Here is a 25793-nt window from a genome sequence, read left to right as displayed (position 1 = left end):
GGATCGGATGCCGAATGCTGAACGCCGAGAGGAAGACCATGCCGCCCACCGTTGAAGGTTTGGTGCCGATCCTGGCGACGCCGTTCCAGCCCGACGGCAGCCTCGATCTGCCGGGGCTCCGCCGGCTGACCGAATTCCAGCTCGCCGGCGGAGTGCGGGCGGTCGCCGTACTGGGCATGGCGAGTGAGGCCTTCGCCCTCACCACGGCCGAACGCCGGATCGTGACGACGACGGTGGCGGAGATCGTCCACGGTGTGGTGCCACTGGTGGCGGGAGTCGCAGCGACCTCGACGGTCACGGCGGTCGAGCAGGCGACAGAGGCGGCGGCGGCCGGAGCCGACGTGGTGATGGTGCTACCGCCGTACATGGTGGCGCCGAGTCCGGCCCAGCTGCCCGAGTTCTATGCCGCGGTCGGTGCCGTAGGCCCGGAAGTGATGGTGCAGGATGCGCCGGGAGCCACCGGCGTCGCGATGTCGCCGCAGCAGATCGCGGAGCTGAGCAGGCTCCCCGGAGTCACCTCGGTGAAGGTGGAGGCTCCCCCGACCGCGTCGAAGGTGGCCGCGGTGGTGGACCGGATCGACGAGCCCGGCTTCGTCGTGATGGGTGGCCAGAACGCGCAGTTCCTGCTCGACGAACTGGCCGCCGGAGCGGTCGGCACGATGCCCGCCTGCGAGGTGCCGGATCTGCTCGCACCGATCTTCACCGACTGGTACGCCGGCCGCCACGACGACGCCCGGGCCAGGTTCGAGCAGCTGCTTCCGCTGCTCGTGTTCGGTTTGCAGCCGGGGATCGCCTGGGCCGTGCACAAGGAGGTCCTGGTACGGCGTGGCCTGATCGAGAGCGCGTTCGTCCGTACTCCGGCTCGCGACCTGGACAGCCGCACCCGGGCCGGTCTGACTGCGATACTCGACCGGCTGGGCCTTCCGGCCACCCCCGCGCTGACGAGGATCCCCTGATGCCGACGATCACCGAGGTCGAGGTCTTCCCGCTCGTGCTGTCCGGGCCGGACTCGCCGCCGCGCAGCTACTCCACCAAGCCACCGTGGCCGAGCATCTACGCCTCCTCGCGGGAGGCACTGCTGGTCAAGCTGACCGCCGACGACGGCTCGGTCGGCTGGGGCGAGGCGCTGGCACCGGTCTCCCCGGAGGTGCCGGCCAAGCTCATCGAGCTGCTACTCAAGCCGGCTCTTCTCGGTGCCGACCCGACCCGGGTCCGCCCACTGGTCAACTCGCTGCGGTCCCTGATGAGGGAGCGCGGCCATCTCGGCGGTCACCAAGGCGACGCCGTCGCCGCGATCGATGTCGCCCTCTGGGACCTGGCCGGCCGGATTAGCGGGCTTCCTGTGCACCAGCTGCTCGGTGGCGCCCAGCGCGACGTCGTACCGACGTACGTGTCCGGACTCCCGGGCAAGAAGGACAGCGAGCGGGTCGCTCAGGCACGGGACTGGGTGGCCGAGGGCGTCCGCCAGGTGAAGGTCGGGCTCGGGTACGGCGTACGCGCCGACCTCGCGACGGTAGAAGCACTGCGGTCGGTGCACGACGACCTCTTGGTTGCCGTCGACATCCACGGTGTCTACACCGTGGCGGACGCGATCCGGTTGGGGCGCGGCGTGGATCAGCTGGGTGGCTGGTTCCTGGAGGCGCCGGTCGGCTTCGAAGACGTCGCGGGGCACGCAGAAGTTGCCCGACGCATCGATACGCCGGTGGCGATCGGCGAGAGCCTGCGACACCGGCAGGAGTTCCGCCCCTGGTTGCAGGCCGGTGCCGCCTCGATCCTGCAGCCCGACGCGGGCCGCACCGGCATCACCGAACTGGTGGATCTCGCGGCTGTCGCGGACACCTGGTTCACACCGTTGGCGCCGCATCACTCCTCCGGACTCGGCGTCATCCTGACCGCGAGCATCCACGCGGCTGCCGCGGTCGAGAACCTGCTGGCCTACGAGTTCCACCCCACCCTGTTCGGCCCGGTGAACCGGGTCCTGGCCACCCCGATCGAGCCCGGTCCGCTCGGGTTCGCCGTACCGACCGGCCCGGGCCTGGGGATCGAGGTCGACGAGGACGCCGTCCGCGCGGCGTGTGTCGCATGAGCCCCGCGGCCCGGCGTGCCCTGGTCATCGGCGCCACCACCCCGATCGGTACGGCGATCGTCGCCGGGCTGGTCGCGGACGGCTACCGGGTCGCGGGAGCCTCCCTCGAGGACGAGAAGGTCGAGGGCCTCGAGCTTCACCTGGCCGCGGACTGCTCGCATCCGGACACCGCGACCGAGGTGGTCGACCAGGTCGCGGCGGAGTTCGGCGGCCTCGACGTACTGGTCGCCGCCGCGGGGCGGATGCCACTCCTGCCTGCGCACCGGACCTCGGACGCGCAGTGGGTCGACGCACTGTCGAACACGCTGGACACGTTCTTCTTCCCGGTGCGCGCGGCCTTGCCGTACTTGTTCGAGAGCGACTCGGCCGGCATCGTGGCGGTCTCCTCGGTCAACACCCTGGTCGCGGCTCCGTGGGCAGCGGCGTACACAGCGGCCAAGGGCGGTGTGGACGCTCTGGTCCGGCAACTGGCCGTCGACTACGGCATCCGGGGTGTCCGAGTGAACGCCGTCGCGCCTGGAATGGTTGGTGGAGCCAACCTTCCCGACGCGGCGGCCGGCTACCTGATCGGTCGCACGATCCTCCCGTCAGAGGTTGCGGACGCGGTCGTGTTTCTGGCCGGACCGCAGGCCTCTGCCATCACGGGTGTCGTGCTTCCGGTCGATGGTGGTCTGTCAGTCGTCTCGCCCGCCGCAGTCGGGCGCGCGGATCTACGCGCCCGCTTGGCCTCGGAGGAGTAGCCGACATGCCTGAGGTGGAGCTGACCGGCCGTGCCGGGCCGCTGTACCGCCTGCTCGATTGGCCGCTGCGGTTGGCGTTGCTGACCCTGCTGTGGCTGCTGGGCGTCGCCGCCGGTGTGGTGATCGCCGGAGTGGCTCCGGCCACGCTCGCGGCCCATCAGGTCGCGGTGGCCTATCTGGACGACACCGAGGTGCACCCCTGGTCGCGCTTCTGGGCGGCCTGGCGACAGTGGCTGGGCCGCGGCCAACTGATGCTCGGGTTGCCCTTGGCTACTGTCTTTGTCCTGGCGTTCTACCTGGCGGCGGCCCGGCAGACAGTCTGGGCTGTCCCGGTTTCAGTCGTCGTACTCGGCTACCTGGTGACTGTCTGGCTACTGCCGGCCGTTGCCGTCTCGGCCGGTCAGCGCCCGGTGAAGGAGGTGTGGCTACTCACGATGCACGTCACGTGGCGTAGGCCCGGCGTACCGCTGGCGGGAGGCGCCGCACTCGTCGTACTGATTGCCGGTGCCTGGTACGTCGTACCTGGCGCGCTGGTGCTCGCACCGGCAACGGCCGCGGCTGTCGCCGTGTGGGTCGTCCGCCGGGTCAGCTCACCGCGGCCGACGCGTGATAGCCGAGCCCCGACGAGATCTGGTCCGCCTGCTCGATGACCTGCGTGGCCAGTGACTCCTCGCGCGCCGGCAGGTCCATCGCCGACAGCGGGCCGGAGACCGACAGAGCCGCGACGATCGCTCCGGTCCGGTCCCGGATCGGAGCGGCCAGGCAGGCCCGACCGAAAGCGAGCTCCTCCAGCTCGGTCGCGTAGCCGCGCTCCCGAACCTCGCGGAGGATCCGCTCCAGCTCATCGCGGTCGGTCACCGTGTGCGGGGTGTAGCGGGCCAGATTCTCGCCGACGAGCTCCTCCCACTCCGGCCGCGGCATCTCACTGATCAGCGCCTTGCCCATCGCGGTCGAGTGCAGCGGACCGCCGCGACCGACCAGGGTCGACGAACGTCCGGCCGCACGGCCCTCGAAGTGGCAGAGGTAGAACAGCTCGGAACCGCGACGCTCGGCCACATTCGCACCCAGGCCGAGATCGGCGGCCAGGTTCTGCGCGACCTGGCGGGACTGCTGGTGCACCGGCATCTCGTTCAGCCCGATGCCGGCCAGCGTGATCACCCGCGGCCCGATGCCGTACAGCCCGCTGCGCTGGTCGTAGGCCAGGAAGCCCAGCGCCACCAGCGCGCCGACCAGCCGTGAGACCGTGGACTGCCCCAGCCCGGTCGCCTCGACCAGCTCGGAGACGCGCCGTTGCGGGTGCGCCTCGGTGAACTCCGACAGCAGTGAGAGCGCGCGCTCGACACTCTGCGTCCCTGGTCCGGCTTCCCGGCCGATCGCTCGTGCCACGAGTTCACCCTCTCCCTAAAATATGGTTGTCTCATCCGCATCGTAGATCCCCCCAGTCTCCTCCTCCAGTCAACCCGCGGCCAATCCAGGTCAGAAGTGGTCCAGGCGGGGCTGGGTGCGGTCTTCGGTGGCGACCAGTACGTCGATGAGCATTTCCTGGAGTCGCAGCCGCTCGGGGGCGTGGTCGGGGGTGTCCCAGAGGTTGTTCAGTTCGTGGGGGTCGGCCGCCAGGTCGTAGAGCTCGCCGGTTCGGTCGCGGTCCGTGGCGGGCAGGCCGTGGTAGACGACGATCTTCCATTGGCCGGTGCGCAGCATCGTGGTGTGTACGGCGGGGTCGTACGGGTGGCCGCTGTTGCGGTACTCGCAGAGGGCCCAGCCACGGGCGACCGCGTCCTGCTCGCCACGAGCCAGGGGCAGCAGGCTCGTGCCTTGACCGCGGGGTAGTGGCGAAGTGCCGGCCGCTTCCAGGAACGTCGGCGCCAGGTCGATCCACTGCACCAGCTCGGATTGCCGCTCCCCCGCCGGCAGGTGCCCCGGCCACCGCACGATCAGGGGGACGCGGACGGCGCAGTCGTACATCATCGGCCCCTTCAGCATCAGCTGATGATCGCCGAGCATCTCGCCGTGGTCACTGGTGAACACCACGATGGTGTTGTCCGCGAGGCCTTCCTCGTCGAGCGCCGCCAGGATCCGGCCGACCTCGTCGTCCACCAGGCTGACCATCGCCCAGTACGCCGCTTTGACCTGCTGCAGCTCGTCTTCGCTGTACGACAGGTAGCCGCGCGCGTGACCGCCGTACGACTCCTTCGACGCCTCGGTGAGGATCGGCGGCTTCCCGTCCAGCTCACCGTCTCGCGTCACCGGTCGCGGCAGCTCGTCCGGCTGGTACCGGTCGAGGTACTCCTTCGGCGCACCGAAACCGTGGTGTGGGTCGAAGAAGTTGGCGACGAAGCAGAACGGCTTCGACCGGTCCCGCGACGCCTGGAGGAAGTCGATCGTCTCGTTGCCGATCCACCGGCTGTAGTGCGCCTCGGTCGGCAGATTGTCGAATCCGGATCCGCCGGGTGTCCGCGCCTCGGCGTACAGGTCCGGGAAGGCCGTTTTCAGCCAGCGGTGGTACTGGTTCTCCGACGAGCCCGGGTACGGATCGTGCGCCCACCGGAATACGCGGAACCCGTCGTCGTGCCGCGGCTCCAGCCGGCCGCCCTTGCAGGCCGACAGGTGCAGCTTGCCGACGAGTCCGCAGTCGTAGCCGTCGTCCGCGAGCGCCTTGGTGAAGAACTGCTCGTGATCGGGCAGCTGGACGCCGTTGGCCCACAGACCATGGGCGTGCGGGTACCTCGAGGTCATCAGCGACGCGCGCGACGGCGAGCAGACCGGGTTCTGGACGTAGCAGTTCTCGAACAGGACACCGTCAGCGGCCAGCCGGTCAAGGTTCGGCGTCCGCACATGCTCGTTGCCGTAGGCCCCGATCGTGTCGTAACGCTGCTGGTCCGTACAGATCAGCAGGACGTTCGGCCGGCCGGTCCCGGTACTGGAAAAGCTCATGACTTGATGGCTCCTGCGATTCGAAATGAACTCGAGCGTTGGCTCGTGTCATGCCGCCTTCGCGGCTGAGCGGCGGTCTTTCCAGGCGTTGGCGCCCAGGGCAACGATGGCGACGGCCAGGCCCGAGCCTACGCCGATCATCAGGGCGATGCCGCTGGTGTACCCACGCAGCGCGAGGTCCTGCCAGCTTGTGCTGAAGTGGTCGGCGAAAGCGACCGCGCCGGCGGGTGGGTTGTGGCCGAGCGACGGCCCGACGTTCCACAGCACCTGGTGGACAAGCACCAGCGACAGTGCGTAGAGGACGCCGATCATCAGGAAGTCCAGGAACGGGCGACGACTCCTGCGTACGACCGCCACGACCAGCCAGACCGCGAACGGCACCAAGGCGAGGAAGTAGTAGAACAACGAGCCTTCCGGTTCGACGATGCCCAGGTCCTCCAGGACCGTCCGCGGCACCGCGAGCGCGACCAGCAGAAGCATCAGCCACGTCGGCAGATCCGTGGCCGGGAAGCGCCGGCTGACGTGATGCTGATTCATGGTCCTCCTCCTTTCGGGTGGGCGACGCAGGACCGCGTCGCATCCATCCAAGAGTCGGTTGAACCACTGTGCTCCCGCATCGGCTCAGCGGCGGCACCCGATGTACGCCCGACGACGTACTCCGAAGCCAACTCCCCCTCCGAGAGGGCTACTTCACGCCACAACAGGCGCGGTCGTGGTCAGCTCGATGATCGAGTAGGAGCTTGGTGGCAGGACCAAGGCAAGGTCGTCGTCCAGCTTGACCTCGTCCGACCGCGGAGCGACGCGGTCCGGTTCGGCCAGGCTGTTGCGGTCCAGCGGATCGTCCGTGTGCAGTTGATGGACCCGCACCACGTTGGTCGCGAGCGGCTGTCCTAGCTCGACGGACAGCCGCACGGACTGGTGGCGATCCCGGTTGACCACTGACAACCAAACGGTCGTTTCGCCCCGATCCGCCGAGGCGCTCACGTCGACGGCCGGCAGTTCGATCGCCGTACGTTCGAGCGATTCACCGGCGACGTTCGAACAGATGGTGTCACCGGCAAGCGAGATCCCGCCGCTGTACCGGCGCTGCATCCACAGCGGCCAGTAGACGGTCTCGCGCACCAACTCGTCGTCGGTGACAACCAGAGCTCCCACGACGTTGATGGTCTGGGCGAAGTTCGCCAGCGTGACGCTGCCGGCCTGCCGCTGCATGACGTTGAGGAACGATCCGACCGCCAGCGCGTCGACCGTCCGGTAGCGCGTGTCGGCCGGGCGCCACTTCGGACTCATCTCGAACCGGGTCGCATCCGCGCAGTTCCACTCGGTGAAGGCCAACTCCGGCTTCGGCGTACCGGGCTTCTCCCGCGCCACCAGGTCCACGAGTCCCTGGATCGCGACGATCGCGCTCTCCGTGCGGTACGGACCGCTGAGGACACGCTCGTAGTCCCCGCTGTCAGCGTCGGGATCGAACGGCCAGTAGGTGTGCAGCGTCAGGTAGTCGATGTGATCCCACGCCTCACGCAGTAGAGCCAGATTCCAGTCGAGTGCCTGCGACGGCTCGAAGCAGCCGATCGCGAGCACCTTCAGCTCCGGGTCCAGACGCTTGATCGCTTTGGCCCATTCGCGGCATCGTACGGCGTTCTCCTGCGGACCCACCTGTCCGAGCTCCCACGGCCCCCACTCCTCGTTGCCGATCTGCCAGTAGCGGACGCCGAAGGGTTCGTCGTACCCGTGCGAGCGTCGCAGGTTGGCCCACACCGAATCGCCGGTGCCGTTGCAGTACTCGACCCACGCGAGCGCCTCACGCAGGGACCCGGTCCCAGTCGTCAGGTTGATCTGCGGCTCGGCGCCGATCCGCCGGCAGTACGCGACGAACTCCGCCGTACCGAAGCCGTTGCCGACGTCGTACCCGAAGTGCCAGTCGACCGTCCGCGCGCGCTGCTCGCTCGGACCGACCCCGCGTTCCCACTCGTACGACGTCCCGGTGCACCCACCCGGCCAGCGGACGACCGGCGCCCCGAGCTCGCTGACCGCGTCGACGACCGACCGTCGCAAACCCGACGCGTCCGCGTCAGGATGACCGGGATTGTGCAGGGCCTCGTCGGCCACCCAGCGACGGCGGGACAGGAACTGCCCGTAGATCTCCGGCCGGATCGTCCCGTTGACAGTTCCTCGCAGCTTGAACCTCGCTGGCATCACTGGCCGCAGTCCCTTCGTCGACTTATCTCTGCCTTGAAGATAAATATCCGGGGTCAGCGTGTCAACAGTTGGCCCAGGGCCCGGGCAGTGCTAGAACCGACGGCATGAAAGAGCTCATGCGTTCTGCCCAGCTCAGCGATGTCCGGCAGCAGAACTACTCGACGATCATGCGTGAGCTCATGCGGTCCGGACCGACAGCCCGCACGGATCTCGCGTCCGCGATCGGCATGTCCACCGGGTCGGTGACCAGGCTCACCGGTGCCCTCGCGCGGGCGGGGCTGGTCAGGGAAGCCGCGGAGCCGACGACGCGGGGCATGGGCCGCCCGAAGGTCCCGGTCGCCATCGACGAGTCGACGTACGGCGTCATCGGCGTGCACTTCGGCCTGCACCGGATCAACACCTGCCTGATCGATCTGCGCGGACAACTCGTCGCCGAGATCCCCGCGACCGAGCGCACGACGAACCTCAGACCCCTGCTCCGGGGCGCGGCCCGATCGGTGCGGAAGATGATCGACAGTCACGGCCTGACTGTTCTCGGGGTCGGCGCGAGCACTGGCGGCTGGGTCGACAGCTCGAGCGGACAGGTGCACAGCCAGCCGGTGCTGGGGTGGCAGGAGGCCCCGCTGGCGGAGGCGCTCCATGACCTGGTGGGCCTTCCGGTGCTGGTCGATTCGCAGGTGCGGGCGCTGGCGCTCGCCGAGCACTGGTTCGGGGCGGCGGCCGGCGTGGACAACTTCATCCACCTGTTCGTCGGCAACGTCGTCGGCGCCGGCTTCGTGTTCAACGGGTCGCCGTACCGGGGAGCGCACTCGGCCGCGGGCGGGCTGGATCACCTGCCGGTCGCCGGCCGATCCGGCCAGACCTGCGTCTGTGGCAGCCGCCGCTGCTTCGCGATGGTCGCCGGAGACCTCGAAACCGCCCGCCGGGCCCGCGCCGCCGGCCTGATCACGGACGATCAGGAGGTCTACGACGTCTTCGCCCTGGCAGTCTCCGGCAATCCGCAGGCTCGACGGCTGCTCCAAGATCGCGCCGGCGTGGTCGGGACGGCGACCGCCACCCTGATCGAGCTCCTCGATCCCGAGCTCGTCGTCATCGGCGGCGGGGTCAGCGCCCCGGTCGACCACGTCGCGGTCGTGCGCGACGCCGCGCAGGACAGGCTCGCATCCGGCCGGGGCGGCGATGCCACCGCGCGGATCCTGGCGAGCGCGTTCGGACCACACGCCCTGGGCATCGCCGCCGGCGCGATCATGCTGGACGCCGTCTACCGCTCCCCCGAGGCCTTCGTCCCGGCGCTGACCGCCACCGCCGGCTGACTCAGCGATACCTCAGCTCGATCAGGTTCGCCGAGTGCGGCGGCAGCTCGGCATCGACCTTCCGCCCTGTCGCCCGCAGAGGCGTCGTCGTCCGCTGCACCGGCTGCATCACGTCGTTGTTGTACGCCGTGATGTCGTCGTCGGTCACGGTGGTCCGAGATGCCGACTTCACCGCCTGACCGCCGCCCGGATCGACCGTGATCGGAACCGCCTGGTCGAGGCTCCGGTTGACGACCAGCAACTGGACGCCGTCGTTCGTCCGGGTCGCGGCGGCCACAACGGCCGAGTAGTCCTGGCCGGCCGGCACCGGATTGCCCGTCATCGTCACCTTCCGCGGCGCGGCGCCGATCATCGGCGCGGCGAGCGTGAGCGACAGCGCGCGTCCGGTGACGCCGAAGCCTGGCGGAGACCCGAGGATGTTGCCCCAGTCCCGCTTCGCCGGATCGGCGTTCGGCCCACCGTTGAGGTTCGAGTTGATCGACAGTCGTACGCCGTTGGCGATCTGACCGATCAGCAACGCGGTCTCGTAGACGTTGTGCATCTGCATCGCCGTGAAGTTGGCCGGCGTACTGACTCCGGTCGGACCGTTCTGGCTGATGGTGCCGTACTCCGTGACCGCGAGCGCGGGCCGCTTGCGCGGGTCCGGGAAGTACCGGCCGAGTTGGCGGCGCAGATCGGTCAGCTCCTGGGTCGGAGCGTCGCTCACGCTCATCAAGCGCTGATAGAGCTGCGTCGGCGTGTACGCGCCGTCGGCGTCACCGCCCTGCTGATCGGTGTAGGAGTGGATGCCCAGGCAGTCGTACGGGCGGTTGCCCATGGCATCGACGAACTCCGCCTTGCCCCAGCCGGAGCAGACCGTGATCTTCGGATCGACCGCCTTCATCGCGCGGACGAAGTCGAGGAAGCCGTCCTGACGGCCAGTGGTGTACTCGATGCTCAGCTTGGCGTCCTTCGGCGGCACCGCACCGTGGACCCCGTCGCCGAAGCTGACCGTGCCGTCAGCCGTTCCGATGCGGTACACCTGCTCGCTCGGTCCGGCGGTCGCCAGTGAGTCCACCCGCGTCCATCGCACTCCGTTCACGGTCAGCACCGGTTCCGCGATCGGGCCGGACTCGGCCGTCGCGTCCGCAGGCAAGGCGATCGGCCGGTACCGCGTTCGGTAGGTCTGGTCGGCCGCGCCCGTACCGGTCCGCCGGTTCACCAGATCGCAGCCCGTGAACAGCCCGTCGTCGTTCTGGTAGGTCACCGATGCCGCCGTCTGCCGACTCCACCCGCCCTCGATGAACTGCTTCACCCGGACCTGCTGATCCTCGTCGCGCCAGTAGCGCTGACCGTCGAGAAACGGCTCGTTGCCGTACTCCCAGATCTTGATCCCGTACGGCGCCGGATGGCCGTTGGCAGCACGTACTTCGGCCCAGTCAGTGCCTCCGTTGGGGTTGCTCGCCGTACCGTCGCTGGGCGAGTTCATGTACTCGACATAGTCAGCCGCATCCGCCGACTTCTGGTTGATCGACGGCACCATGACCATGGTCTTCGCGCCGATCGCCGAGACCAGAGCCTCCTCCTCGTCCGGCCCGAACCCGTTCCGCGCACCGGAAATCGCGCCGAAGCGAACCGCCGCGAAGCCGCCGGACGTCTGGCATCCGCGCTGCCCCACCGGACCGATCGCCGACTTGAAATCGAAGAAGTTCGCGACCGTCCCACCCGGGTAGCGGATCAGGTCGAGCCGCGCCGCCGCGGCCGCGTCGGCGAACCCGGCCGCCGGACCGTGCGTCGCCGGATCCCAGGCACCGAGCTCGTCGTCGATCCACCGAGCGTTCGCACCGAAGATCGCCGGCTCGATCGTCGGCGCGGGCGTTCCGTCCGCCATCACCAGCGGCGCCCGATCGACCCGGATCTCCACCCGGCTCGGCGGTCGGGCGGCAGCCTGGGTGAGTCCGGCGGCGACCAGTACGACGGCGATCGCCCCTGTCGTTCTCCTCATGTCTGCAACCTCCGTCAGGCGGGCTGGGTCGGCATCGTGGCGCGGGCAGCCAGCACATCGCCGTACGGAATGACCCCGACCGTATTCGCCCAGGTCTGCCAGCGAGTCGCCAGCTCCTGGACTCGTTCCGGCTGCGCGTCGGCGAGGTTGTTGCTCTCGCTCCGGTCGGTCAGCAGGTCGTACAGCTCCCACGGTCCTTCGTACTCGCGGACGAGCTTCCAGCGATCGGAGCGGATCGCCGCGTTGCCGATGTGTTCCCAGCACAGATCGTGGGGTTCGGCCTCGCCGCCGCGGAGCAGCTCGAGCATGCTGACACCCGGCAACGCGGGCATCGCGTGCCCGTCGCGCTCGGCGAGCGGCGGCACACCGGTTGCCTCCAGCAACGTCGGCGCGATGTCGGTCAGCTGGTGCGGCGCGGCGATCACGCCGTCGGTCAGGCCACCGTCCGGCCACGACACGATCAGCGGGGTCGCGATACCGCCTTCGTGCACCCACCGCTTGTACAGACGGAAGGGCGTGTTCGAGAGGTTCGCCCAGGCCTGTCCGTAGCTGGTGTAGGTGTCCGCGGTTCCCGGGCGGATGTCGGGCGAGTTGCCCACGCGCATCGGCGTACCGTCCGGTGCGCTGGGCGGGATGATCAGATGGTGCTGCCGGAACCGCGCCGCGCCCTCGGGATCGCTGCGGAGCTCCTCGGCGCAGCCCCCGTTGTCGGACAGGAAGAGCACGATCGAGTTGCCGGCCTGTCCGGTCTCTTCCAGCGCGGTGAGAATCGTGCCGACGGCCCGGTCCATGGCGCGCACCTGCGCGGCGTAGGCCTCCATCCGTTCGAGCTGCCACTTCTGTTCCGGTTCGTCCGTCCACGCCGGAACGGCCGGATCGCGGTGGTCGAGCGTCGCGTCGTCCGCGCAAATCCCGGCATCGAGCTGACGCTGACGACGGCGGGTCCGCAGGACGTCCCAGCCCTCGTCGAAGAGGCCGCGGGTCTCCGCCAGGTCGGATTCCTTGGCGTGCAACGGCCAGTGCGGCGCGGTGAAGGCGACGTACCCGAAGAACGGGCGCTCACCCTCGGCCGCGTCCCGGATCGCCGCCGCCGCATGTGAACCGATCTCGTCGGTGTAGTAGAAGTCCGGCCCGAGCTCGGACAGCGGTACGGGCGTTTCGCCGTCGTGCAACGTGGTGGTCTGGAAATAGCTGCCGGCGCCGCTGATCGTCCCCCAGAAGCGCTCGAACCCACGACGTGTCGGCCAGCTCTGATCCGGCTGCTCGCGTTCGTTGGACAGGTGCCACTTGCCAGTCATGTGCGTGTGGTATCCGGCAGCCCGGAATGTCTCGGCCAGCGTGGCGCACCGATCGCTGAGGCTGCCCGGATAGCCGCCAGGGCCGTCGTTGTTCACCAGCTCGGCGACACCGGTCTGGTGTGGGTGCAGACCGGTCAGCAGCGACGCGCGCGAAGGGCTGCAGCGGGCGGTGTTGTAGAAGTTCGTCAGGCGGGCGCCGTTCCCGGCGAGCCGGTCGATGTTCGGCGTACCGATCTCGCCGCCGTAGCAGCCGATGTCGGAGTACCCCATGTCATCGACGAGGATGATGAGGACATTCGTTTCCATGCAAGGCCTCCAAGAGCTTCGGGTGTTCGCATCAGGCCCACCGTGGCAACGTGGCGAGCATTCCTCCGTCGACCGGGAGCGACACCCCTGTCACTCCACGGGCGTACGGTCCGAGGAGGAAGGCAACGACCTGCGCCACGTCCTCGGCGGTGACGAAACGGCCGAGTGGATGCTCGGCCAGCAGGCTTTCGGCAGCACTCGGATCGCACCAACGCTCCTTGTTCCGCTGCACCGGGACGAAACCCGGAAGGACGGCGTTGCAGCGCACACCCTGGCGGCCCCACTCCACCGCGCCCGCCCGGACCAGGGCGTCCAGAGCGGCCTTGCCCATCGCGTACGCCGCCATGCCGGGAGCTGCCCGCTGCGCATGCACGCTCGAGATGTGGACGATCGATCCGTCGCCCGACGCCGCATCGGCGACCGCCGTACTCCAAGCCCACGCAGCGGCGACCTGAACGTCGTACACCTCCGCGAGGGCACGCCGGTCGAGACCCTCGAGCGCACCACGATGCTCGGTCAAGGTCGCCGTCACCAAGCCACTCAAACGGCCCAGGTGAGCCGCGGTCTCGACCGCGCGGCCGATGCTCGTCTCGTCGCGGACGTCGCCCACGACCCACTCCACCGCTCCCGCAGCCGCGAGGCAGGCGGGCCGCTCCACCAGGTCGACGCCCACCACCGCCCAGCCACCAGCCGCGAGCGTCGAGGCGACCGCGGAGCCGACGCCGCCACCCGCGCCGGTCACCAGGGCAACGGATCTCATCCCTTCAGGCCAGACGTGGCGACTCCGTCGACGATCCTCCGCTGGAACGTGATGAACAGGACGAGCGGCGGGAGGAGGGCAACGGTGCTCATGGCAAGCATCGGCCCCCAGGACGAGTCGCCGGTCGAGTCGAGGAACTGGCGCAGCCCCAGCGGCACGGTGAACAGCTCGACGTCGTTGAGGTAGATGAGCTGCTTGAAGAAGTCGTTGTAGGTCCAGATGAACGTGAAGATGATGGTGGTGACCAACGCCGGCCGCAGCAACGGGAACACGATGTAGCGGTAAATCTTCCAGGGATTGCAGCCGTCCAGCCGCGCGGCCTCGTCCAGCTCGCGCGGCAGCGACCGGATGAACTGCACCATCAACAGCACGAAGAACGCGTCGACGGCGAAGAAGTGCGGCACGAACAACGGGTAGAACGTGTTCACCCAGCCCAGCTTGTTGAACAAGATGTACTGCGGCACCAGCGTGACGTGGGTCGGCAGCATCAGCGTCACCAGCATCGTCGCGTAGGCGATCCGCCGCCCGATGAAGTTGAGCCGGGCGAACGCGAACGCGGCGAGGCTGCACGAGATCACGTTCCCGACGATGGCGAACAGCGAGATCAGCAGTGAGTTCTCGATGAAGATGCTGAACGCGGTGGACACTCCCCGCCAGCCCTCGGCGTAGTTCGACGGCTGCAGGTGCCGCGGAATCAGCCCGGGTTGGGAGAAGATCTCGTCGGTCGGTTTGAAGGAGCTCGCCACCATCCACACCAGCGGATAGAGCATGACGAGCGTGACCACGATGAGCGCGAAGTGGGCCAGCAGGCGCCGTCCCGGCGCCCAGCGGCGGACGGCCGGACGGGTGTCGGCGTCGTCCCGGATCGCGGCGAGTCGTTCAGTCGCCATAGTGCACCCAGTACCGGCTGAAGATGAAGTTGACCGCGACGACCGCGCCGGCCAGCAGCACCAGCATCCAGGCCATCGCCGCGGCGTAGCCCATGTCGAAGTTCACGAACCCCTCCTGATAGAGGTAAAGGGAATAGAAGAGCGTGGAGTCGGCCGGCCCGCCCGAACCGTCGCTGATGATGAACGCCGGCGCGAACGCCTGGAACGACCGGATCAGTTGCAGGGTCAGATTGAAGAACAGGATCGGGCTCAGCAACGGCATCGTGATGCTCCAGAACTGGCGCCACCGGCTCGCACCGTCGACCTGGGCCGCTTCGTAGAACTCTCGCGGAATCTGCCGGAGCCCGGCCAGGAAGATCACCATCGGGGCACCGAACTGCCACACCTCGAGAGCGATCAGCGTGCCCAGCGCGGTGTGCGGTTCGGAGATCCAGGACGGACCGTGGATACCGACGAGGGCCAGCACCTGGTTGACCAGCCCGTCGCCGTTGAAGACCTTCCGCCACAGCACCGCGATCGCCACGCTGCCACCGAACAGCGACGGCAGGTAGATGGCCGAGCGATAGAAGTCGAGGCCGCGCAGTCCCCGGTTGAGGACCACCGCGACCGCGAGGGCGAAGGTCAGACTGAGCGGCGTACCGACGAAGACATAGATCGCGGTCACCTTCAGGGACTGCAGGAACAGCGGATCGGCACCGAACATCCGGCTGAAGTTGCCTGCGCCGATCCACTTCGGTGCCGACAGCAGGTCGTAGTCGGTGAAGGCGAGATACAGCGACATCAGCATCGGACCTGCGGTGAACGCCAGGAAGCCCACCAGCCACGGTGCCAGGAAGGCCAGCGCCCAGCCGTTCTGGTAGCGGGTACGACGCTTCCGCTCGCCACGGATCGTCGGATAGGTGATTGCCATGGATCACTCCTTTCGGCGGGAACGAGGCCGGCAGCCGATGCCGGGACCGGCCGGCCGGATGATCCCGTCGTTCACGGGCTCGGCAGGCTCGACGAAGGCGGTGCGATCCGCTTCGCCCCACGCGAACTCGAGCCAGGTCGTCGTACCGGCCAGTCCGGCGAGATGAGCCGCGTGGGCGGTACCGATCGGACCGCTCGGATTGTGGAACGTCAGTTGCGTACCTTCGACTGCCTCGGCGATCCGTGCGACGCCGACCGGACCGCCGGCGTGCTTGGGATCGACCAACCAGTACCGGAGTGCACCCGTGGCACACGCGGCCGCAGCAGCCTCCGGATTCCAGATGTGCTCCCCCGCGGCCAGCGCGAGGCCGCCGGCCGCTGCCCTTTCCATCCCGGACCGGTCACCGATGGGCACAAGGTCCTCGACCCAGTGCAGCCCCATCGGCGCCAGCTCCCGGACGACGACATCGAGCAGTTCGGCGGGGACCAGGTGGTGACAGTCGACCATGAGCTGTACGTCGCTCGGAAGCGCGTCCCGAACGCGTGCGACGAGTTCGATGCCTGCGTCAATCAACTGGGCGCCGCGCATTCCGCGGGCCTGGTTGTCCAGGAACGGCGCCACTTTCAGTGCGGGGAATCCGTTGCTGGTGGCATCCAGTGCCGCCGCGAGGATCGCCTCCGGACCGTCACCGCCATACGTGCGGTTGAGGTTGGCGTACAACCGCACGGGCTGCGGTTCGCCGAGGCCGAGCGACGTCGAGAGCGGTCTGCCCTCGAGGCGTGCCTGCAGATCCGCGAAGGCAGCCTCGTAGCCACCGAGGACGGTGGACCACAGGAACGCGTCCTCGCCGGCGGTCCTCAGCTTCTCCAGCTGCCGACGCAGCGTCGTCCGGGCCACGTCCAGCGGAAGCCCGATCACCACCGAGCTGACCGAGCGCGCGGCGTTCACCAAGATGTCCAACGGTGCTCCGTCGGAGAGCTCGCCGACACCTCGGGTGCCGTCTGCAACCACCTCGACCATCACCCACGCACTGCGCCGCGACGCCTGGTGCGACCAGACTTCCACCGAGTCGACATCACCCATAGCGCAACTCGAGTAGTCCGGGGACGAACTCCGCCGGTGCCGCGTAGATCCGATCGAGGATCACGCTGGCCGCGGAGACCGCTACGCCATCTGTGCCGAACGCGCTCAGTCGCACCACCGAATCGACATCCACCGGGCGCTTGTCGCGGAGGTACACGCGGGCTCCCCGCTGGACGGACTCGAGGTACTCCGGCGCATCGACCACACCGCCGCTCACGACGACCACCTCGGGGTCGAGCATGTCGATCAACGTGCCGGCCGCGACACCCACCAGCTCCGCCCTCGCGACCAAGAGAGCGTCCGCACGAGCATCGCCGTCCCTGGCGGCCTGGACGAGACGCTCCAGCGTCCCTCGCGTCCCGATCACACCTTCCTTGCGGGCACGCGCGAGTACCGCGAGATCACTGGCCGCCACGTGCAGACAGTCCCGCCGCCCACAGGAACAGACCTCGTCGGCCGTCACACCCACCGAGAGGTGATCGACGGTTCCCGCGGCCGCGCAGTAGCCCGGGAACACCCGGCCGCCGAGCAGGAAACCGGCACCCACGACGTTCCCGACGAACAGCCCGATCAGATCGTCCACACCCTGGGCGCCACCGAACCAGCGCTCGGCCATGGCCAACGCCCGGAAGCTGGAGTCGACCTCCGTAGGCATCCCCAGACCGCCCGCCAGCGCATCCCGCAGCGGAGCGTCCCGCCACCGCAGTACTCGATGGTCGCGCACCACACCGGCTTCACGATCGACCCAGCCGCCGGTGCTCGCGCCGACCCCCAGAATCCTGCCCGGGGTCCGCGAAGTCAGCTCCTGGATCCCTTCGACCGCCTGGGCGACAAGCGGTTCGAAGCCGCGTCGGCGATGCGGGAGACGTACCTCGGCCAGCAACGCGCCGCGCAGATCCAGCAGGCAGACAGTAGTACGGCGCAGTCCGAAATGTACGCCGACCACGCGATGGGCCCGGTCGTCGACGACCATCGGGGTTCGCGGCCGGCCGAGCGCGCCGTGACCGGACTCGGCCGGCAACTCGCGCAGCAGGCCCGCCTCGGACAGCAGCCCGGTGAGCTTCGTCATCGTGCCCGTCGCCATTCCGGTGAGCCCGGAGAGCTCCGACCGCGCGATCGGACCGTGCTGCATCACCGCACGCAGGATCGCCGAGTAGTTCTGCTGCCGGACGTCGAACGGCTGCGCCGACCGCAGCCGCCGGCCCTGGCAGGCAGTACTCACTTGAGCGCGGCCTGAGCGTCCGCGAAGAACTTGGTCACCGCCTGAGCGACTGTGCTCTTGCCGAAGCCGACGACCTGGTTCGCGTTCGGCAGCGAGGTCTGCAGGAGCTTGCTCGCGCCGGGCGGGTACATCTGCAGCGCCGCCGGACCCTTCGACGCGACCAGCGCATAGTTCTCGAGCACCAGCTTGTTCAGGCCCGTCGCGGACTTCGCGACCGTGGCGCGAATGTCCTCGGGGATCGGGACGCCACGGGCCAGGCCCATCGCGTTGGCCGCCTCCGGCTTGCTGGTGAGGAACTTGAGCATCGACACGGCGCCCTCGATGTTCTTGGACTTGGGCGAGATCGCGAACCAGCCGGCCGGAATGATGTTCGTGCCGGGCTGGGAGCCCGCACCACCGGACGGGAACGTGCCGAGACTCAACGTGTCCTTCGTCAGACTCTGCATCGACGGCAGGCCTCGCGACGTCGCCGTACCGGTGTACGCCGCCTTGCCGACCGTCACCGGGTCGTTCTGGAACCCGGTCGCAGCCGCCGTCAAGGCCATCGGTACGGCGGCTCCGTTGCCCCGCAGGTCCTGCCAGAGCTGCAGCCAGGCCGCCATGTCGTCCTGACCGAACCCGAGCGAGCCCGCGTCACCGAACAGCGCCTTGCCGCGACCGCGCAGGAAGGATTCGAGGGCGATCGGGCTGCCGCCCTGATCCGCCGTACCGGCGAGCTTGTGACCGCTCTTGCCCCAGACCTCCGCCATCGTGGCCTTGTACTCGTCGAGCGTCCAGTCGGGGCTGGGCGCTGCCAGACCGAGGCCCTTGAGCTTCGTCGTGTTGACGATGATGGCCGGCTGGGTCGCGGCGCCGAGCAGGGCGAAGTAGTACTTGCCGTCCGCCTTGATCGTCGTCGACACGTAGTCCGGCATCGAGTCGAGACCGAGGTCGTCCTTGTACTGGTCCAGCGGCTGCACCGCACCGCGCTTGACGTACTCCATCAGGTACGGCAGATGGATCTGGAACACGTCCGGTGGGTTGCCGCCGGCAACTCGGGTGGCGAGCTTGTCGTAGTACCCCGAGAACCCGGAGTACTGCGGGTTGACCTTCGCCGCACCCTCGCTCTTCTGGTAGACGTCGAGGGCCTCGATGAGCTTCTTGTTCTGGTCTCCTTCGCCCCAGAACATCACCTCCAGGGCCGCGCTGGATCCGCCGCCGCTCGACGAGGAGCCACCGAGGCCGCGGGAGCAGGAGGAGACGGCGGCGACTCCGGCCGCCGCGGCACCCAGCTGCAGGAACGTGCGCCGGGACAGGTGTGTGCGGGTCATGATGTGGCCTTCGCTTTCGATGAGCCGGCGCGGACCAGAGCCGCGGCGTCGGGAAGTACGTCGGCCACCTCGTCCGCAAGGAGCTTGGCCAGCGACGCCGCCGTCGGTGCTCCCTCGGCCGTGGCCGCGATGTTGTGCTGCTCCCAGGGGTCGGCAGCCAGGTCGTACAGCTCGGCCTCGTCGTGAGACCGGAAGATGTAGCGATGATCCGCGGTGCGGACGGACAGGTTCAGACTGTCTCTCGGGTACTGCCAATCTCTTGCATGGAACGGATCTCCGTTCCCACCGGGACGACCGTCGTGCAGCATCGTCTCGGCGGTCACGTAGTCGCGCGTCGGTGCCGCGGAGTCGTCGCCGAGCATCGCCGCGAACGAACGCCCGTCCTGCGGTTCGTGCCAGGGCACCCCGGCGACCTCGGTCAAGGTCGGTCCGATGTCGCACAGCGACACGAAGTTCGCGGTGCGGCTCTGCCGGCCGTCCGGGTGACGCACGATCAACGGCACCCGGAGGTCTTCCTCGTAGTGCAGCCAGTGGCCCTTCTCCATCAGCCGGTGGGCGCCCATCAGGTCACCGTGGTCGGACGTGAAGACGACGACCGTCCGGTCCCACTCGCCGGCGTCCTCCAGGTACTGGCGGATCCGGCCGAACTGGCTGTCGACGAGGGCGCACAGCCCGAGGTAGTGGCTGGTGACCTCGATCCAGTCCTGCTCGCTGAGGCCCTCGAAGTCGCGGGCGAAGTGCGACTCCCGCACCTCGCGCGGCTTGGTCGCCGTACCCGTCGACCAGCTCTCGGGGAGCCGGACCTGGTCGCGATCGATGAGTTTGTCGTACGGGCTCGGGACGAGCATCGGGAAGTGCGGTGCGTTGAACGAGCACACGGCCAGCCACGGCTTGTCCGCGGGACGCTGATCGAGCCCGGTCAGGAACCTGTCGCACTGCCATTTCTCGAGGAACGACTCCAGTGGGACGCTCGATGTCGCGTACGGCCGCTCGGCCAGCGCTTCCAGGTCGGGTGCGGTGAGGTTCTCGATGTGGTCCGGGTCGAACGCGTACCCCCGTTCGCCCGCCCAGGAGCGGTACTCCTCGATGTACCGGCCACGATCCTGACCACGCAGTACGGCGGGAATCGCACTGCTGTCGGCCCACCCCATCCGGTCCGGCGTCGTACCGGGAACGTGCCACTTGCCGTTGTAGTGCGTGTGATAGCCCGCGGCGGCGAACGCCTGCGCGACCCCCGCCGTACGCAACTGTGGCTCGATCGGCCGCCAGTTCCCCAGCACGCCGTGATGCCGAGGCATCAGGCCGGTCCACAGACTCGTCCGCGCCGGGCAGCACAGCGGGAACGGCGTGTAGCACGCGTCGAAGACGGTCGACTCCCCCGCCAGTTCATCCAGGTACGGCGTCCGCGCCGCGGGGTTGCCGGTCCAGCCCATCGTGTTCCAGCTCTGCTCGTCAGCCATGACGACCAGCACATTCGGACGGTCGGTCACACGTCTCACCTTGTCGGGGGGTCAGCGGCTTTACTTCCAGCTGAAGTTAATTGCCCGCACCGACCCTGTCAACCACTCGTCCGAGGGGTTGACAGCACCACGAGAGGCTATTAACTTCAACCGGAAGGAAAGCCCTGCCGCCTCCCTTTTGTTGCCTGGACCAACAAGATGGTCAGCGTGACAGCAGCTTGGCGACCCTTGGCAGGACCTGGTCGACCGGACCGCTGAGGCCGCATTCCATGGCCAGCCAGCCGGTGTAACCGATGGCTTCCAGGGCTTGCAGGGTTTCCGGCCAGTCGTAGTGGCCGGCACCGGGCTCCAGGCGGTTGCTGTCGCCAAGCTGGACGTGGCCGATCAGCGAACCGGCCTGCCTGATCGACTCGCCGACGCGGGCTTCCTCGATGGACATGTGGAAGGTGTCCGCGGTGATCATGACTCCGGGCGACCCGACCTCCTCGACCACCGAGACCGCATCGGCCAACTGGTTGATCACGAAGTCCTCGAACCGGTTCAACGGTTCCAGGTAGACCTTCGCACCCACGGACTCGGCGTGCTCGCCCACTTCACGCAAAGCCTCGACCAGTGCCGCCCGGGAGTCCTCCACCGAACGCGGCGGGACGAACGGCGGCAACCGCCGGGAGAACAGACCGAAGGCGTGCGGCGAGACGATGCCGGTGCCGCCCGCCGCCACGATCGTGCTCAACTGGATCTTGAGCTGCTCGATCGCATCGCGGCGACGGTCGGCATCGAAGTCTCCGATGAAGTGGTCCATGTGCACGACCGCGGTCGGCATCAGTACGCCGGCGTCGCGGGCCCGCCGGAGTTCGTCGGTCCGCGCTCCGAAGATCCCGTCGCCACGGGCGGACAGTTCGATCCCGTCGAAGCCGACCGTCCGCACGAGATTGAACTTCTCCTCCAACGTCTCGCCGGGCAGTGTCAGCTCGGCGGCCGCAAGCCGGAAGCTCATGCGGTCACCTCCTGGTCGAAGCTGAGCACGACCTGCAGCGCGTCCTGCGGACGTTCGTCGAGCATCTGGAAGGCCTCCGCGGCTTGAGCGATCGGCACCGTGTGGGTGATCAGGTCGGTCACGTTCAGCCGCTTGTCCGAGGCAAGCTGGATCGCGGTCCTCGCCAGGCGGTCGTAGTTCCAGCGATGCTGCAAGGCCGGCGCGACACCCGAGATCTGCGAGCCGATCAGCGACACTCGGTTGTGATGGAACTCCTCTCCCAGCAGCAAACCGGCGCCCTCACCTTGCATGAAGCCGGCGACACAGACTCGGGAGCTGTACGCGACCGACCGAACCGCCTCGTGCAGGGCGTGGTAGCTGCCCGACACCTCCAGGCACACATCGGCGCCGCGGCCTTCGGTCAGGTCACGGATCCGCTCGGCGATCCCACCGTCAGCGGGATCGAGGGCACACTCGGCGCCGAGGTCCAGCGCCAGTTGACGGCGGGCAGGGAGCCCGTCGATCGCGATCACCCGGCCGCCGTTCAGCCGGGCCAGCTGAGCGGCCAGTTGCCCGGGTACGCCGAGGCCGAAGACCGCGACCGTCTCGCCGATGTGGATGTCAGCGTCCAGCACCAGGTTCAGCGCGATCCCGCCGATCTGGCTGAAGATCCCGACCCGCGGATCAACGCCCGCGTCCAGGATCCGCTGCGCGGCCCAGGCCGCCTTCTTGACCGTATGGCTGCGATGTCCCCAGGTCCCCCAGACCACGTCCCCGACGTTGACGCCGTCGGCCGCGGCGCCGAGCGAGACGACCTCGCCGACCTCCTCGTACCCCCAACCGTCGACGGGGTAGCTGATCGAGGTGTCGCCCTCGACGAAGAGCCGGGAGTCGTCGTTCCATCGCTTGTTCAGATACGGGTTGCTGCCGCGGTACGCCGTCAGTTCGGTGCCCGCGGAGATGCCGGAGTACAACGTGCGAATCAGGACCTCGTCGGGTTGCGGGGTGCGCTCGATGTCGGGCACGACCTCCGCGACGCGAGGTGAGCTGAATCTGACCAGGGATGGCATAGGTCTCCTTCGGAACTGCGTTGTGCGGTGAGTCAGCCCTTGACGGCGCCGGACATGAATCCCTGCGTGACTTGGCGTTGGAGGACGACGAAGATCACGATCACCGGGACGATGGTGATCAAGGTGCCGGCCGCCAGCGGCCCGATGTCCATCGAGCGGCCACCGGTGAAGTTGTAGAGACCGGCCGTGAGGGGCCGGTACTTCCCGCTGGGCAGGTAGAGCAACGGCACCAGGAAGTTGTTCCAGTTGCTCAGGAACGTGAAGACCGCCAGCGCGGCCGCACCCGAGCTCACCATCGGCACCATCACCTGCGCGAAGATGCGGCTCTCGGAGGCGCCGTCGATCCGCGCCGCCTGCTCCAGTTCTTCGGGCAGATCGGAGAAGAAGGCCCGCATGAAGAACGTCCCGAACGACAGGTTGGTCGAGATCAGCACGAGATTGGCGCCGACCAGGCTGTCCAGCAGGCCCATCGACCGGAGCTGGAAGTACAGCGGGATCATGTAGGTGAAGAAGGGCACCAGCAGCCCGAGTACGACGAGATAGAAGACGACCGTCCGTCCCGGGAAAGGCAATCGGGCGAAGGCGTAGCCGGCCATCGTCGAGATCACGATGACCACCGCCGTACTCGGCACAGTCAGCAGCACGCTGTCGAGCAGATAGCTGCTGAACCGCCCGACGGTCCAGGCCGAACGCAGGTTCTCCAGTGAGAACGAGGAGAACAGTCCGAACGGATCGCTACGCACGTCCTGCGGTGTCTTGAGTGCCGTGGAGACGATCAACAGCACCGGGAACAGTGTCAGCGCCGCCATCGCGATCAGCGCCAGGTGGCGGACGGCGAGATCCGTGGACCGGCGGACCGCATGCCGGCGGAACTCCACCTGCTCGCTGGATCGAGTGCGGCGGGGGACGGCGACAGGCAGATCGGCCATCAAGCCCCCAGCCCTTGCAGCGAGAGCCGTCGCTGAAGACGGTTCAGCATGATGGTGAACGGCACCGCCAGGACCGTGATCAGCAGCGCCAGCACGGTGCCGTAGCTGATCCGGTTGAGCTGGAACGCGCTCGAGTACGCGTACGTCCCGAGCACCTCGGTGGCATCGGCCGGTCCACCGCCGGTCATGATGAAGATGATGTCGAAGACGCTGAACCCACCGACCAGAGTCAGGGTCAGAACCATCAGGAAGACCGGCATGATCTGCGGCAACAGGATGTGCCACAGCCGCTGGCCGGCGTTCGCGCCGTCGATCCGGGCGGCGTCGACGAGTTCCACGTCAACGTTGCGCAGCGCGGACAGGATGATCATGATGACGAAGCCGCAGGTCGCCCAGATCGCGGTGGCGAGCACGGCGAAGATCGCGGTGTCCGGATCCCCGAGCCAGCCGCGGCTCCAGCCGCCGAGACCGACGGCCCCGAGCACCCGGTTGATCCAGCCGTTGACCGGGTCGTAGATCCAGCCCCACACGATACCGATCGCCACGCCAGGCAGCATGAACGGCAGGAAGAACAGCAGCCGGTACGCCGCCCCGCCGCCGCGGCTGGACCAGATCAGCACGGCCACGAGCAGCCCGATGATCATCGGCGCGGCGGTGCCGATCCCGATCCAGATCGCGTTGTTCCCCAGCGCGTGCCAGGTCGCGGAGTCGGTGAACATCTCGGTGAAGTTGCTCAGCCCGACGAACGGCGGTGTCGGATCGAGGCCGTCGAAGTCGACCACCGAGTAGTACAGCGCGTTGACCATCGGGAACACGAAGAACACCGCCGTGATCACCGCCACCGGAAGCGCGAGCAGGATGCCGAGTCGCGCCTGGGCCCTGCGGGTGACCGGAGGAACGTTGCTGACGGCACCCATCCTATTTCGCCGACTTCTCGTACGCCGTCTGCAGCTGGGCGGCGACCTTGGCCGGATCGGACTGGTCGCTGAGGATGCCCTGGATGCCTTTCCACATGGCGTTGTTGAAGACGTCAGTGGTCAGAACGTCGATGTTGTACCCGAAGTCACCGGTGCCGTCGGCGATCTTGGCCGAGTCGTCCAGGACCTGCTTGAACAACGGCGACGCCTTCATGCCGGCGGTGTCGATGGGATAGGCAGGGATGTCCTGCAGCTTCTCGGCGGCCCAGCGGCCGTGTTCGGCGGTGAGCAGATAGTCCAGGAACTTGATCGACGCGTCCGCTTTCGTGGTCGACGCGGAGACGAACGTGCCCGCCCCGAGACCGCCGCTGAAGATGCCCGGTCCGTCCTGGGCCGGGAACGGAATGAAGCCGACGTCGAACTTGGCGTTCCGCTCGATGTCCAGGGCCAGCCAGCTGCCGGTCGGGTCCATGGCAGCCTTGCCGGAGTAGAACAGCGCGTTCGCGTTGTCGTAGCTGACCGCTGCCGGGGACGGAGTCAGCAGACCCTTGTCGTTCCACTGCTTCCAGACCGCCAGCGAATCCACCACCGGCTGGGTGTTCCACGACGTACGGCCGTTGAGCAGGTCGTCCATGCCCTTCGATCCGACCGCGCTGGACAGCGACATGCTGAGCAGATGACCGCCCTGCCAGCCTTCCTTGTCGCTGACGGCGAACGGGACGACGTTGTTCTGCTTGAGCTTCTCGGCCGCTGCGGTCAGGTCGGCGAGGTTCTGCGGTTGGGCGATCCCGTGCTTCGCGAACAGCGTCTTGTTGTAGAAGATGCCGACTTCCTCGATCTGGCTCGGCACCCCGACGATCTTGCCGTCGAAGGTGACGCGCTTCTTGGCGAAGTCGTAGATCGGCCACTTGTGCTCGGCGTAGGCACTGGTCAGGTCGTACACCAGTCCTGCCTTGGCCAGTGCGCCGGCGAAGCCCGGTCCGGTGTCGTATCCGAAGACGTCGGGACCCTGACCGGAGCGCAGTTGGGTCTGCAGGACGGTCCGGACGTTCTCGCTCGGGATGACGTCGAGCTTCACCGTGATGCCTTGGTTCTTCGACTCGAACGTCTTCAGGTCGGACTTGATCAACTCCAGATCCGCCGGATCCTCCGGCTGCCCGATCATGTACCGGATCTCCTGCCGGCTACCGGTGTCCTGCTCGACGGTTCCGGACCCGGTGCCCCCAGCGCCGCCGGTGCAGGCCGCGCTGGCGAAGAGTGCTCCGGTGGTCAGCATGATCGAGGCGACGTACGCGATCTTCTTCACGAGCCCACTTCCCTGTCGGCGGCGGCACTGCATCGGAAGCGTTTCTAACGTTAGAAGTTCTAACGTTAGAAGTATGCTGACCGGGCTCGTGGGCTCTGTC

General features: G+C 68.0%; 23 protein-coding genes. 5 read left to right on the top strand and 18 right to left on the bottom strand.

All coding sequences use genetic code 11. The features are described from left to right. Positions 1-38 precede the first annotated feature (38 nt). From ACGFH6_RS25385 to ACGFH6_RS25370, 4 genes are read left to right on the top strand one after another with little or no spacing between them, the layout of a single operon-like run. Positions 39-956 carry a dihydrodipicolinate synthase family protein gene (locus tag ACGFH6_RS25385; protein WP_393388389.1) on the top strand — a complete coding sequence of 306 codons (918 nt, stop codon included), beginning with the start codon at positions 39-41 and terminating at the stop codon, positions 954-956. After that, on the top strand, positions 956-2086 hold the full coding sequence (locus tag ACGFH6_RS25380; protein ID WP_393388386.1) for a mandelate racemase/muconate lactonizing enzyme family protein: 1131 nt from the start codon (positions 956-958) through the stop codon (positions 2084-2086). The genes ACGFH6_RS25385 and ACGFH6_RS25380 overlap by 1 nt, the downstream gene beginning before the upstream one ends. Further along, positions 2083-2826: an SDR family NAD(P)-dependent oxidoreductase gene (locus ACGFH6_RS25375; protein ID WP_393388385.1), complete on the top strand. Its 744-nt coding sequence runs from the start codon at positions 2083-2085 to the stop codon at positions 2824-2826. Before ACGFH6_RS25380 ends, ACGFH6_RS25375 begins: the two co-directional genes overlap by 4 nt. Positions 2827-2831: 5 nt before the next feature. Next, the gene (locus ACGFH6_RS25370; RefSeq protein WP_393388382.1) at positions 2832-3476 is read left to right on the top strand and encodes a DUF624 domain-containing protein; all 645 of its coding nucleotides are present in this window, start codon (positions 2832-2834) and stop codon (positions 3474-3476) included. On the opposite strand, the gene ACGFH6_RS25365 is transcribed toward ACGFH6_RS25370, so the two are convergent. From ACGFH6_RS25365 to ACGFH6_RS25350, 4 genes are all read right to left on the bottom strand, one after another. Next, the gene (locus tag ACGFH6_RS25365; RefSeq protein ID WP_393388379.1) at positions 3412-4212 is read right to left on the bottom strand and encodes an IclR family transcriptional regulator; all 801 of its coding nucleotides are present in this window, start codon (positions 4210-4212) and stop codon (positions 3412-3414) included. The genes ACGFH6_RS25370 and ACGFH6_RS25365 overlap by 65 nt on opposite strands. Positions 4213-4302: 90 nt before the next feature. Further along, a complete protein-coding gene (locus ACGFH6_RS25360) occupies positions 4303-5760 on the bottom strand; it encodes a sulfatase-like hydrolase/transferase (RefSeq protein WP_393388377.1) in 1458 nt (485 codons plus the stop codon). A gap of 48 nt (positions 5761-5808) precedes the next feature. Next, positions 5809-6297 (bottom strand): hypothetical protein, encoded by a 489-nt coding sequence (locus tag ACGFH6_RS25355; RefSeq protein ID WP_393388374.1) that lies wholly within the window; start codon positions 6295-6297, stop codon positions 5809-5811. 153 nt (positions 6298-6450) lie between these two features. Next, positions 6451-7956, bottom strand: a complete 1506-nt coding sequence (locus tag ACGFH6_RS25350) for an alpha-L-arabinofuranosidase C-terminal domain-containing protein (RefSeq protein ID WP_393388371.1) — start codon at positions 7954-7956, stop codon at positions 6451-6453. A gap of 107 nt (positions 7957-8063) precedes the next feature. Between ACGFH6_RS25350 and ACGFH6_RS25345 the strand changes: the two genes are divergently transcribed. Then, a complete protein-coding gene (locus ACGFH6_RS25345) occupies positions 8064-9272 on the top strand; it encodes an ROK family protein (RefSeq protein WP_393388368.1) in 1209 nt (402 codons plus the stop codon). A 1-nt stretch (position 9273) separates the two neighbouring features. On the opposite strand, the gene ACGFH6_RS25340 is transcribed toward ACGFH6_RS25345, so the two are convergent. From ACGFH6_RS25340 to ACGFH6_RS25275, 14 genes are all read right to left on the bottom strand, one after another. Further along, positions 9274-11256, bottom strand: coding sequence for a hypothetical protein (locus ACGFH6_RS25340; protein WP_393388365.1), 1983 nt, complete (start codon positions 11254-11256; stop codon positions 9274-9276). A 14-nt stretch (positions 11257-11270) separates the two neighbouring features. Further along, positions 11271-12860: an arylsulfatase gene (locus ACGFH6_RS25335; RefSeq protein ID WP_393388362.1), complete on the bottom strand. Its 1590-nt coding sequence runs from the start codon at positions 12858-12860 to the stop codon at positions 11271-11273. 31 nt (positions 12861-12891) lie between these two features. Beyond that, a complete protein-coding gene (locus ACGFH6_RS25330; RefSeq protein ID WP_393388359.1) occupies positions 12892-13620 on the bottom strand; it encodes an SDR family NAD(P)-dependent oxidoreductase in 729 nt (242 codons plus the stop codon). After that, complete coding sequence (locus ACGFH6_RS25325; RefSeq protein ID WP_393388356.1) at positions 13617-14510, bottom strand: carbohydrate ABC transporter permease; 894 nt, start codon at positions 14508-14510, stop codon at positions 13617-13619. Before ACGFH6_RS25325 ends, ACGFH6_RS25330 begins: the two co-directional genes overlap by 4 nt. Beyond that, positions 14500-15420, bottom strand: a complete 921-nt coding sequence (locus ACGFH6_RS25320) for a carbohydrate ABC transporter permease (protein WP_131362052.1) — start codon at positions 15418-15420, stop codon at positions 14500-14502. The genes ACGFH6_RS25325 and ACGFH6_RS25320 overlap by 11 nt, the downstream gene beginning before the upstream one ends. Positions 15421-15423: 3 nt before the next feature. After that, complete coding sequence (locus ACGFH6_RS25315) at positions 15424-16503, bottom strand: enolase C-terminal domain-like protein (protein WP_393388353.1); 1080 nt, start codon at positions 16501-16503, stop codon at positions 15424-15426. Next, positions 16496-17725 carry an ROK family protein gene (locus ACGFH6_RS25310; RefSeq protein WP_393388350.1) on the bottom strand — a complete coding sequence of 410 codons (1230 nt, stop codon included), beginning with the start codon at positions 17723-17725 and terminating at the stop codon, positions 16496-16498. The genes ACGFH6_RS25315 and ACGFH6_RS25310 overlap by 8 nt, the downstream gene beginning before the upstream one ends. After that, complete coding sequence (locus ACGFH6_RS25305; protein ID WP_393388347.1) at positions 17722-19035, bottom strand: ABC transporter substrate-binding protein; 1314 nt, start codon at positions 19033-19035, stop codon at positions 17722-17724. The genes ACGFH6_RS25310 and ACGFH6_RS25305 overlap by 4 nt, the downstream gene beginning before the upstream one ends. Further along, positions 19032-20525 carry a sulfatase-like hydrolase/transferase gene (locus ACGFH6_RS25300; RefSeq protein WP_393388344.1) on the bottom strand — a complete coding sequence of 498 codons (1494 nt, stop codon included), beginning with the start codon at positions 20523-20525 and terminating at the stop codon, positions 19032-19034. The genes ACGFH6_RS25305 and ACGFH6_RS25300 overlap by 4 nt, the downstream gene beginning before the upstream one ends. A 172-nt stretch (positions 20526-20697) precedes the next feature. Continuing rightward, positions 20698-21492 (bottom strand): sugar phosphate isomerase/epimerase family protein, encoded by a 795-nt coding sequence (locus ACGFH6_RS25295; RefSeq protein ID WP_393388341.1) that lies wholly within the window; start codon positions 21490-21492, stop codon positions 20698-20700. After that, entirely contained in the window at positions 21489-22541 is a 1053-nt protein-coding gene (locus ACGFH6_RS25290; protein ID WP_393388338.1) for a zinc-binding dehydrogenase, read from the bottom strand. The genes ACGFH6_RS25295 and ACGFH6_RS25290 overlap by 4 nt, the downstream gene beginning before the upstream one ends. 32 nt (positions 22542-22573) lie before the next feature. Continuing rightward, the gene (locus ACGFH6_RS25285) at positions 22574-23470 is read right to left on the bottom strand and encodes a carbohydrate ABC transporter permease (RefSeq protein WP_393388335.1); all 897 of its coding nucleotides are present in this window, start codon (positions 23468-23470) and stop codon (positions 22574-22576) included. After that, positions 23470-24387: a carbohydrate ABC transporter permease gene (locus tag ACGFH6_RS25280; RefSeq protein ID WP_393388332.1), complete on the bottom strand. Its 918-nt coding sequence runs from the start codon at positions 24385-24387 to the stop codon at positions 23470-23472. The genes ACGFH6_RS25285 and ACGFH6_RS25280 overlap by 1 nt, the downstream gene beginning before the upstream one ends. 1 nt (position 24388) lies before the next feature. Beyond that, a complete protein-coding gene (locus tag ACGFH6_RS25275; RefSeq protein ID WP_393388330.1) occupies positions 24389-25693 on the bottom strand; it encodes an ABC transporter substrate-binding protein in 1305 nt (434 codons plus the stop codon). Between the last annotated feature and the right edge of the window lie 100 nt (positions 25694-25793).

This window comes from Kribbella sp. NPDC049227 (assembly GCF_043197265.1).
Lineage (GTDB): Bacteria > Actinomycetota > Actinomycetes > Propionibacteriales > Kribbellaceae > Kribbella.
Note: the sequence above shows the minus strand (reverse complement) of the source record. Positions and strands in the feature narration are given on the sequence as shown.